13 protein-coding genes and 1 riboswitch are annotated in these 10,284 nt (G+C 36.5%); of the genes, 11 read left to right on the top strand and 2 right to left on the bottom strand.

Features of this window, described 5'->3' with window-relative positions; all coding sequences use genetic code 11:
• Nucleotides 1-156 precede the first annotated feature (156 nt).
• Nucleotides 157-254, top strand: a riboswitch (purine riboswitch).
• 77 nt (nucleotides 255-331) lie between these two features.
• The 11 genes from B5E95_RS05580 to B5E95_RS05530 all read left to right on the top strand — a co-directional run bounded on the left by B5E95_RS05580 (nucleotide 332) and on the right by B5E95_RS05530 (nucleotide 8,864).
• Nucleotides 332-1,642: an NCS2 family permease gene (locus B5E95_RS05580; protein ID WP_087235775.1), complete on the top strand. Its 1,311-nt coding sequence runs from the start codon at nucleotides 332-334 to the stop codon at nucleotides 1,640-1,642.
• Nucleotides 1,643-1,768: 126 nt separating this feature from the next.
• Nucleotides 1,769-1,996: a hypothetical protein gene (locus B5E95_RS10895; RefSeq protein WP_223875999.1), complete on the top strand. Its 228-nt coding sequence runs from the start codon at nucleotides 1,769-1,771 to the stop codon at nucleotides 1,994-1,996.
• A gap of 142 nt (nucleotides 1,997-2,138) precedes the next feature.
• Nucleotides 2,139-2,495, top strand: a complete 357-nt coding sequence (locus B5E95_RS05570) for a helix-turn-helix domain-containing protein (RefSeq protein WP_060462121.1) — start codon at nucleotides 2,139-2,141, stop codon at nucleotides 2,493-2,495.
• Nucleotides 2,496-2,505: 10 nt separating this feature from the next.
• Nucleotides 2,506-2,763 carry a hypothetical protein gene (locus B5E95_RS05565; protein WP_087235774.1) on the top strand — a complete coding sequence of 86 codons (258 nt, stop codon included), beginning with the start codon at nucleotides 2,506-2,508 and terminating at the stop codon, nucleotides 2,761-2,763.
• Between the two features lie 68 nt (nucleotides 2,764-2,831).
• Nucleotides 2,832-3,689: an IS982 family transposase gene (locus B5E95_RS05560; RefSeq protein WP_087235773.1), complete on the top strand. Its 858-nt coding sequence runs from the start codon at nucleotides 2,832-2,834 to the stop codon at nucleotides 3,687-3,689.
• 10 nt (nucleotides 3,690-3,699) lie between these two features.
• The gene (locus tag B5E95_RS05555) at nucleotides 3,700-4,206 is read left to right on the top strand and encodes a DUF4097 family beta strand repeat-containing protein (protein ID WP_241146320.1); all 507 of its coding nucleotides are present in this window, start codon (nucleotides 3,700-3,702) and stop codon (nucleotides 4,204-4,206) included.
• A gap of 116 nt (nucleotides 4,207-4,322) precedes the next feature.
• Nucleotides 4,323-4,763, top strand: coding sequence for a CopY/TcrY family copper transport repressor (locus B5E95_RS05550; protein ID WP_054832713.1), 441 nt, complete (start codon nucleotides 4,323-4,325; stop codon nucleotides 4,761-4,763).
• 15 nt (nucleotides 4,764-4,778) lie between these two features.
• A complete protein-coding gene (locus tag B5E95_RS05545) occupies nucleotides 4,779-5,156 on the top strand; it encodes a cupredoxin domain-containing protein (protein WP_005726656.1) in 378 nt (125 codons plus the stop codon).
• Between the two features lie 12 nt (nucleotides 5,157-5,168).
• Nucleotides 5,169-5,456, top strand: coding sequence for a cupredoxin domain-containing protein (locus B5E95_RS05540; RefSeq protein WP_005724722.1), 288 nt, complete (start codon nucleotides 5,169-5,171; stop codon nucleotides 5,454-5,456).
• The gene (locus tag B5E95_RS05535) at nucleotides 5,456-7,378 is read left to right on the top strand and encodes a copper-translocating P-type ATPase (protein WP_087235772.1); all 1,923 of its coding nucleotides are present in this window, start codon (nucleotides 5,456-5,458) and stop codon (nucleotides 7,376-7,378) included. Before B5E95_RS05540 ends, B5E95_RS05535 begins: the two co-directional genes overlap by 1 nt.
• Before the next feature lie 127 nt (nucleotides 7,379-7,505).
• Nucleotides 7,506-8,864: an MFS transporter gene (locus B5E95_RS05530; protein WP_087176526.1), complete on the top strand. Its 1,359-nt coding sequence runs from the start codon at nucleotides 7,506-7,508 to the stop codon at nucleotides 8,862-8,864.
• Between the two features lie 40 nt (nucleotides 8,865-8,904).
• Here the strand turns inward: B5E95_RS05530 and B5E95_RS10710 are convergent, their stop codons facing one another.
• A complete protein-coding gene (locus tag B5E95_RS10710) occupies nucleotides 8,905-9,057 on the bottom strand; it encodes an SPJ_0845 family protein (protein WP_013642612.1) in 153 nt (50 codons plus the stop codon).
• A 64-nt stretch (nucleotides 9,058-9,121) separates the two neighbouring features.
• Complete coding sequence (locus B5E95_RS05520; RefSeq protein WP_087176523.1) at nucleotides 9,122-10,225, bottom strand: hypothetical protein; 1,104 nt, start codon at nucleotides 10,223-10,225, stop codon at nucleotides 9,122-9,124.
• Nucleotides 10,226-10,284 lie beyond the last annotated feature (59 nt).

Genomic DNA, 10,284 nt, shown 5'->3' with positions numbered 1-10,284 from the left:
TCATGTGTCCAAAGCAGTCACGGCATTGGCTTCATCTCCACTTTACATAGTAAAAGAAAAAGTGTTGAACGACTACTCCGTCGAGTAATCATCCAACACTAGATTAGTATGTTTTGTTTCCCAGGAAATTTGCGTAGGCCACGTATTTCTGCTAGAATACTTAACAATCAAGTTATCTATATATCGTCGAAATAAGGTCGACAGTATCTACCCTGAGCCATAAATTCAGGACTATAGGTATCAGACGTCATAATTTTATTAAGGACATCTTTTACCCATGACTTTGGGTAAGCTATGTCTTTTTTCTTTTTGTTTTTATTTTGGAGGCGCAATGGATTTTTTAAATAAAGTCTTTCATTTAGAAGAAGCTAACACTAACGTTAAACGCGAATTAATTGCCGCATTAACTACGTTTGTCAGCCTCTCCTACATCTTGTTTGTTAACCCTAATATTTTACACGCAGCTGGTATTCCTAAAGGCGCAGCCTTCACTGTAACGGCCATCGCTACAGCAATTGGTTGTTTCCTGATGGGCTTTATTGCAAACTACCCTATTGCCTTAGCTCCAACTTTGGGTAGTGGTGCTTTCTTCGCATATAACGTTTGTGTAGGGATGCATATTTCCTGGGAAACAGCTTTAGCTGCCGTTTTAGTAGCATCTATTTTGTTTATCTTGATTACCGTTTTCAAATTACGTGAAATGGTGGTTAATGCGATTCCACAAGATATGAAATATGCTATTTCTGCTGGTATCGGTTTATTTATTGCTTTTATCGGTTTGAAAAATGGTCAATTAATCGTTAATAGCGATTCTACGTTGGTTACTTTGGGCAAGTTTAGCAACTCAGCTGTTTGGATTACGTTATTTGGCTTGGTTTTGACTGTGATCTTAATGGCTTTGAGAGTGCCTGGCTCAATTTTTGTGGGCATGATCATTACCGCTATTTTTGGCATGATTATCGGTCAAATTCCATTGCCACACGACATCATTGCGGGTGCACCAAGCATTGCCCCAACCTTTGGCCAAGCCGTCTTCCACTTAAAAGACATTAATACAGCACAGCTTTGGATGGTTGTTTTAACCTTCTTGTTAGTAACTTTCTTTGATACTGCAGGTACTTTAATTGGAATGACCGAACAAGCTGGCATGGTTGATAAAGATGGCAAGATTCCACGTATCGGTCGTGCGTTCTTAGCCGATTCAACTGCCATGGTTGAAGGTGCTGTCTTCGGTACCGCTCCACTTGGTACTTCTGTAGAATCAAGTGCCGGCATCGCTATGGGTGGTCGTACTGGTTTAACTGCTATTTTTGTTGGTATCTTCTTCTTGATCAGTATGATTTTCAGTCCGCTTCTTCAGGTTATTCCAACTACAGTTACAGCACCTGCCTTGATTATTGTTGGTGTGTTAATGGCAAGCAATTTAAAGAAAATCGATTGGGAGAAGTTTGAAATTGCTTTTCCTGCCTTCCTTACTGTTGTAGGGATGCCATTAACCTACAGTATTTCAGATGGTTTGGCATTAGGCTTGATTGCATATCCAATCACAATGATTGCTTCCAAGCGTTACAAAGAAGTTAGTCCAATGATGTATATCTTGTTTGTGATATTCGTCATCTTCTTCTTGGTTACTAATTTATAACATGATATTACGACTCATTCTTTTAATTAAGAATGAGTTTTTTCTTTATAATAAAATATAGGTAGTTTCACATGAAACACACATACGAGAGGTATAATCATGAAGTTAAACAAAAAAGCACTTTGAATCATCGGAACTTTAATATTATCTGCCATTACTGGTATCTTTTTCTATTTAAATGGACATAGTGCATCTGCCACCGCTATTGGAGTTATCTTAGCAGGATTAACTTTATATTTTCTATTTCAGACCGGCCAATTATATAATAAGATCTGGCTTAAGATCTTAGTTTATCTTATTGATGCAGTTTGGATTTTAATTGTCTTGCTCACAATTAGCTTATTTATTCATTAACTTCCTTTTTCACCCCCAAAAAATAGCCTAAGTTGACAAAAAGCAAACACCATTTGACAAGATTCAGCCAAGATTTGCTCGACATTTTTAGCTAAAAAAGCCAATATTAAACTATAAATTTTCAAACGAGGAGTGAAAATGAATGATAGATATTCAAGCAATTGGTCAACGCATTAAGAGTTACCGCGAAAATGCTAAGCTAACTCAAGATAATCTTGCACAAAAGTTAAATGTTTCTCGTCAATCAGTTTCTAAATGGGAAAAAGGTGGTTCTTTACCAGATATTGACCGTTTAGTAACTATGAGTGAATTATTTGACATCTCTCTAGATAAGTTGATCTTAGGTAAAGACAAAAATGTTCAAAAAGTCGTTCTGGAAAAATCGCCCTCTACCCATCTTAATTTTTGGGATTTTTTAGCAAAATATTGGTGGATCATTCTTATTCTTTTACCATTAATCGGTGATGCTATTTCTGAAATTATTGAAGCTTTTTCGTAGGAGTTAAAAAATGAAAAAACAAATCTTCTTAATTACCTTATTATTCACAATATTAGTTAGTTTATCTGGCTGTCAATTTATCCCACATCATTACACTAATATCGGACCTACAATCAAGAAAAACATGACTCAACAAAATTTCAATGAGATTGATGCCGATGTAAGTTTATTAGACTTCAATTTACAAGTAAGTGATCATCCTAAGGTCATCTATCATGGTGGTAAAAAAATAATGCCCATACGCGTGGTGCTAGTTAAATCGTTTTAGTTATTAAAAAAGTCCAATCTTGTTAGACTCGACTTGTAAACATAATCATAGAAAAGAGTCTGACTAGATTGAACTATCCTAAGCTTAAGCGTTTTTCTCATCATTTACAAGTTAGTTTTAGCCGTTTGAACATAATTTGTCGAACTTGGTATAAGCTTTACGCTTCTGATGAAATCAAGCATCGGCGAAATATTGCTCAGTGCAAAGTATCTGATAGCTCTATTTTAGCTATGCTTATTTGGCAGGCTTCTCTAGGAATTGAATCTCAAAGAAGATTTTGTGAGCATTTAGTTAATTTATCTCACTCTCGCTTTAATCGCAGAACTCGAATGCTTTTACCATTAATCTACCGAATTCGTCATGTCTTAAATGAAGAAGTAGATTTGTCAGGTGATATTTTAATCATTGATAGCTTTCCTGTTCCGGTCTGTCAGCCCGTTCGTAATTGTCAAGCCAAGATCTTTAGTGATTATGCCAATATAGGTTATAAAGCGACCAAAAAGACATTCTATTATGGATTTAAAGTTCACGCGATTGTTAGTGATGATGGGTATTTACTTGATTATGCAATTACTAAAGCTTCAGTTAATGATGCCAGAGAAACAATAGAATTGCTTGTCAATGCTCAGCCTAAAAATCGTTATCTTCTGGGTGACGAAGGCTATGTAGGCAAAGATCTACATCACCAACTTAAAAAGATGGGCTATATACTTTGGACACCTTATCGAAAGAATATGAAGAACGCTAAAAAGCATAATAACCATTATTTGATGGCACTTAGAAGAACAATAGAGAGTGATTTTTCGTTGTTAACATACTATAATGCCGAGAATAATCGAGCTAGAAGTTTAACCGGATTTCAAGAACGGCTTGAAGTCGCCATATTAGCTTACAACATGGCATATTGCCTAGAACGATTTAACTAGCACCACGCGTATGCCCATAGTTAAAGTTAGAAATGGGAAATTAATTATTCGTGATCACCACCATGTTTTAATTAATATTAACAGCAACGAAAATAACTATTTGACTATCTATCTACCTAAAAAGCAATTAACTAAAATCAAGATTAATACCGATGAGGGCGATATTACTTGTTACGGGCAAGTGAAAACCAAAAAGCTAGCCTTCCATAGTGATGACGGAGACATCAACGCTGACTACTTTAATGTGACAAATGGTTCTGTTAGTTCCGATGATGGTGATATACAAATTAAGGATTTACGTTCACTTGCCGGATTCAAAGCGACATCTAGTGATGGAGATATTTCAATCAAAAAATGTGATGCTTCAGGCGTAGATCTGAATTCCGACGATGGAGATGTTATCTATCATCGTCATAATTATAACAATGATGATGGTGGCTCTTACCAACACAACTTGCATAGTAAAAATGTCTTAATTGCAAATAGCGATGAGGGCGACATTAAAGTAAACAATTAATAATTACGATTCTAAAATGAGAAGCATGGATGAAAACATGCTTTTTTTGTTGCTTTATCGTTTACAACCGTAAATTTAAGTGGTATAGTTACATATGTAAACGATAGGAGGAAAAAATGGTTAAACTGCAAGAAAAAGAGAGCACAATTTCTGACAGTGAGTGGGAAATCATGCGAATTATCTGGACGATAGAACCCGTGAGCTCTACTAAAATAATTCAAGAACTTCAAGCTAAGAAAGATTGGTCTGAATCAACAATTAAAACCCTATTGCGTCGCTTAGTTAATAAAAACTTATTGAATACTACTAAGGAAGGTCGTCATTTCGTTTACTCGGCTAAAGTTAATCAGGCGCAAGTAATGACTGAAGCAGCACAAGAATTGTTAGATCGGATGTGCAATATGCATAAAGGAGAGGTAATCTTGCAACTCCTAGCAGATTCTCCTATTTCTAAAAATGACTTAGCTAAAATGAAGCAGATCATTGATCAAAAAGAAAAGACTGCCCCTGAAACAGTGCCATGCAACTGTTTACCAGGAAAAGAGCATCTGTGCTAAAGAGAGGTAAATAAAATGGAAATTTCACAAATTATTACACTAATTGTAGCCATTCTACTAATTGGCTTTATCCTCTGGTGGTTCTTTGGTAAACATACAGAAACTGTCGGGACCGCTAATGTAGGCCAAGGATCACAAGAAGCAGATATCGTTGTTAAGGGCGGTTACTCCCCTTCAACGATTGTTTTAAAGCAAGGCGTTCCCGCCAAAGTGAACTTCGACATGCAGGACTCAACTGCCTGTTTATCTCATGTCGTCTTTGAACAACTTGGCGTTGACAAAGATTTAACTAAGCAAAAAGTTACTACAGTTGATATTCCGACTGATAAGAAAGGTACATATAATTTTGCCTGCGGGATGGATATGTTCCACGGTAAAGTCATTGTTAAATAAGGAGTTTACAAAATGAGTATTTTTTCAAAGAATCAAACTAAAAAAGTTGTTGTTAATGCAGAAAATCATGGTTATAAACCAAACACAGTTACTTTCAAGCAAGGTAAACCAGCTCAATTAAAGTTTATTCCATCAGATAATATGGGCTGCATGAATGAAGTAGTCTCTAAAGATTTAAATTTTGACCAAAAATTAGATGGTAAAAAAGAAGTTACGATTGACATTCCAACTGACAAGCCAGGTACTTACACCTACGCTTGTGGAATGGATATGTTCCGCGGAAAGGTTGTTGTTAAATAATGAAACTTTCAAACATTAAGCGCTTCTGGATCTCATTTATTCTAGCTATTCCAATGCTAATCCAGATGTTCGCCATGCCGTTTCACTGGATGATGCCGGGATACAATTGGATCGCTTTTATCACGACCACTATTATTATGGCAATCTCGGCTGCGCCTTACTGGTCTAGTGCTTGGGCTGCTTTTAAGCATCACCAGGCAAACATGAACACTCTGGTTGCAGTTGGTACTTCTGTTGCCTATTTCTACAGTATTTTTGCCATGTTTACTGGCCGTGAAGTTTACTTTGAAAGTGCTGCGTTTGTAACGGTCTTCGTTTTACTTGGGGATGCAATGGAAGAAAAGATGCACAACAATGCATCTAATGCCCTAGCCAAATTGATCGATTTGCAAGCAAAGGATGCCGAAGTTGAGCGTAACGGTGAATTTGTTAAGGTGCCACTTGATCAGGTGAAGCCAGGCGACATTATTCGCGTTAAGCCAGGTGAAAAAGTTCCGGTAGATGGCGTGATTGTTGACGGTTCAACTACTATTAACGAATCAATGGTTACCGGTGAAAGCATGCCTGTTACTAAGAAAAAGGGTGACGAAGTTGTTGGTTCAACTATTAACACCAATGGAACTTTTACCTTTAAGGCAACTAAGGTCGGCAGCGATACTATGCTTGCTCAAATTGTCGATTTGGTGAAAAAAGCGCAAACTAGCCATGCACCTATCCAGAACTTAACAGATAAGATTTCTAACATCTTTGTACCGGCTGTTTTAATCATCGCGATTATTACCTTCGTTATCTGGTACGTATTCTTAGGCGCTACAATCGTTAATGCCATGCTCTTTGCCGTTTCTGTAGTAGTGATAGCATGTCCGTGTGCATTGGGTTTAGCAACTCCAACAGCTTTAATGGTTGGTACTGCACGTAGCGCTAAGATGGGCGTTTTAATTAAGAACGGTGAAGTCCTTGAAGAAGTTAGCGATATTGATACTGTTGTTTTTGATAAAACCGGTACGATCACTGTTGGTAAGCCTCAAGTTACCGATATCATTGGTGATGAAAACCAAGTATTAACGATCGCTGCTAGCCTTGAAGAAAACTCAGAACACCCTCTTGCTACAGCTATTGTTAAAAAAGCTAAATTAGATAATATTGCCCTAGCAGCCGTAAAGAATTTTGCTGCAATTGAGGGTAAGGGCGTTAAGGCTAATTATGGTAAGCAAGAAGCTTTTGTAGGTAGCGATAAGCTGCTTGAAGATATCATTATTTCCCAGGAAATGAAGAAAAAGGCTATCCAGTTACAAAAAGAAGCTAAAACTGTCGTTTACGTTGGTCTAGGTCAAGATATTATTGGCTTAGTTGCTATTCAAGATGTACCTAAGCCTAGTTCAAAAAAGGCCATTGCAGAACTTAAGAAGCGTGGTTTAAGAACCGTCATGCTTACCGGTGATAATCAAAATGTTGCCGAAGCCATTGGTAAAGAGGTCGGCATTGACCAAGTAATTGCTGGTGTTCTACCAACTGAAAAAGCTAATGAAATCAAGAAGCTGCAGGATGCTGGTAGAGTAGTAGCATTTGTTGGTGATGGGATCAATGATGCTCCTGCTTTGTCTACGGCTAATGTTGGTATTGCTATGGGATCAGGGACAGATATCGCAATTGAATCAGGTGGTATCGTCCTCGTCCAAAACGATTTAATGGGCGTTGTGAAGGCACTAGAGATTTCTAAGAAGACTTTCAATAGAATTAAATTAAATCTGTTCTGGGCCCTGATTTACAACACTATTGGTATTCCTATTGCTGCCGGCCTGTTTATGGGATTAGGTTTAACTCTTAGCCCAGAACTAGCAGGACTTGCTATGGCCTTCAGTTCAGTTTCAGTTGTAACTAGTTCATTGCTATTGAATAAAACAAAAATTGCAGGTGCTTAATGAACGAAAAACCAGATTTAACATCTGGTTTTTATTTTGTCTTTTTGCAGTTTTTTTAATTTTTTGTTAACATTATATTATTGTATTAATAAAGGAGTTGATGAATAAGCAAGCTGTGCTTGCTCTTATGGAAAATAATACCCAAACTACACGCGAAAAAATTATCAAAACTAAAAAGAATTATAAACGTGCTCCGTTGATGCCGGTTCATTTAAGAGTAATGATTGCTGTTATCTTAGGTCAAATAGCCTGTGGCTATGCCTTGGGCATCAGTGGTACGGCACTTTCAAATGCCGCTAAATATATTGACATTAGCGATTTATGGACCGGTTTAATCGGAGCTGGTTCATTGATTGGATTAGCTGGTAGTCTTTTAATAGGACGACTTTCTGATAAAATTGGTCGCCGTCAGTTATTAATGATCAATATGTATATTCTGGCAGGATTAACCCTAATTCACTTATTGACAGCTAATTTATTATTGACCTTCATCATTAGAATCGGAATCGGATTAATGATTGCTGTTGATTATACTGTTGGTAATGCTTTATTAACAGAATGGTTACCTAAAGGTGAGGATAGTAAGCGCCAAAGTCATTTATTGATCTATTGGACAATCGGTTTCATCTTATCCTATATAGTTGGTACTCTCATTACTGGCTTGGGCGCTTATACTTGGCAACTGATTATAGCTACCGGTGCCGTTCCAGCAATTATTACCGCTTTATTCCGAAGTTTCTTTCCGCTTCCCGCTTCTCCTACTTGGCTCGCAAGTAAAGGTAAAGTTAAGAAAGCAAACAAAATCATTAGTAAACACATGGGACACAAATGGCGCTTGCCTAAACGATTTATGAAAAAGAATGCGCCTAAAGATATTGCCTGGGGAATTTTATTCTCTAAGAAATATTTACGCCGCACTTTAGTTGGTGGTATCTTTTATGCTTGCCAAGCATTTTCATTCTTTGGTATTAGTATTTTCTTACCAATTTTGCTTAGCAGCATGAATATTACAGGTGGCAGCATCTCCGGAATCATTTACAATGGCGGTATGTTTGTCGGCGTTCTATTCGGTATCTTTATTTTTAATAAAATTAGTCGCCGTACATTTTTAGTTGGCAATTTTTTAACTTCAGCTGTTTTAATTGGTATTATGGCTTTAGTACCTGGGTTAGATTCAATGATTAAATTATCCATTTTCACTATTTTTGCGATTATCCTTTCATCAGGATTAGTGCTTGATTACCCATATCCCACTGAATTATTTGGCATTAAAGTACGTGGGACAGGAGTTGGTACGTGCATTACAATTAGCCGTTTTGGTGCAGCCGCTGGTACATTTTTATTACCGGTTCTAACCAATATTGGTGGTGCAAAATTAGCTATGTTAGTTTGTGCAATTGTATTGCTCTTCGCATTTATCGTTTGTCTTATCTGGGCACCAGAAACATCACCGAAATTTATTAAAGCTGAACAAAATAATAATTAATTATCATAAAAAGACAGATGCATCTTCGCATCTGTCTTTTTTACTTCTTATCTTTCTTCTTTTTATCTTTAGAATCCTTATCAAGCAATTCTTCTGGATCCTTGTGTTTTGGCGTCTTTTTTGGATCTGGAACGGTCGCAAAACGATCAAGCATCTTTTGTAAATTATTAGGGTTGTCAAAAGTTAATCCCATAACTCATCTTCCTTTCGTTTTCCTCATTATATAAAAATTAATAAGCTACTAGCAACTTATTTAATTATTTATGATCAATGAAACGCTGCATTTTTATCATTTCTGAGCCAGCCAAATCAACACTAATTAGATCATCATAATTATGGTCACTAATCTCGCCTAAATCATATTCAGTTAAGATTTTTAAATCAAAGCCTTCATCGCCACGATCAGCAATTAAGCCCAATCGATCTGGATAATGATAAATAGAATCACTGATTTTTATCACATGATCATCAGGCCAATTCTCAATTACCTCGGTGATTGACTTTATCGGGCCATTAAGATTAAGTGATCGTTCCAAATAGTCAGGATCAAAGCTATGATTTTTCTGTTGCCAATTTACTAAATAATTAAAATAGTTCAGTCTTTCTGATTCTTCCGTAACGTGCGCAACATGACTCCGAGCTATCACGGCAATAGATTCTACTTGTCCCAATTCATTTAAGCTCTCAAGCAAAATATTATCTTCATCATACTTAAGCACTTTGCCAATCACAAAATTACCAAATTGATCATCGAAAGTATAATCAAAATAAATTTCTACTAATTTTAATTCATTAAACTCATAATTTTGCTTTTGCTTCAAATAATGAATAAATAAATTATTATCTATGCTGTTTACGTCAACACAAACAATATCTTGAAGAGGAATAACCGTAGCAAAATGTTCAATAGAAGTGCCGTTCTTTTCTAAAATACGGACTTCTTTTTTATCAAGCTGTGTAATCAAACCAGTGTAAGTTACGCCGGTATCAACCTCAAAAGTTACAAAAGGCTGTGCATCAGCAACATTGATCAGTAAGTCATAAATATCAGTGAAATCCCAGTTCTTTACTGAACTATTTAAGTGCCTCATGTCAAATGGATCCTTAATTTCAGTTGTCGCATAATAATGCAACACTGGTGTGTCGTCCTCTATTTTGGCTATTTGATCTTCCTTGATAAAAACAATTCCGCCTTGATTGCCAGTTTGATCAATTGATTCTAAAACGATCCAACCATGTTCACGTGCCACAATTTGACCAATATAGTAGGAATTTGCATCAATAAAAGTAATGCTCTCATCCCCATCCAAATTATATTTTTCTTGATCAGCATTCAATGTAACTTGCACTAATTTGTTCACGTCTATCCCTCTTTTCTGTATAAGTTCAAGTATCCACTAAGAAACATTTTTCTGCAAGA

The sequence above is a fragment of the Lactobacillus gallinarum genome (genome assembly GCF_002160635.1).
In the GTDB taxonomy this organism is placed as follows: domain Bacteria; phylum Bacillota; class Bacilli; order Lactobacillales; family Lactobacillaceae; genus Lactobacillus; species Lactobacillus gallinarum.
This window is presented reverse-complemented; position numbering and strand designations above follow the sequence as displayed.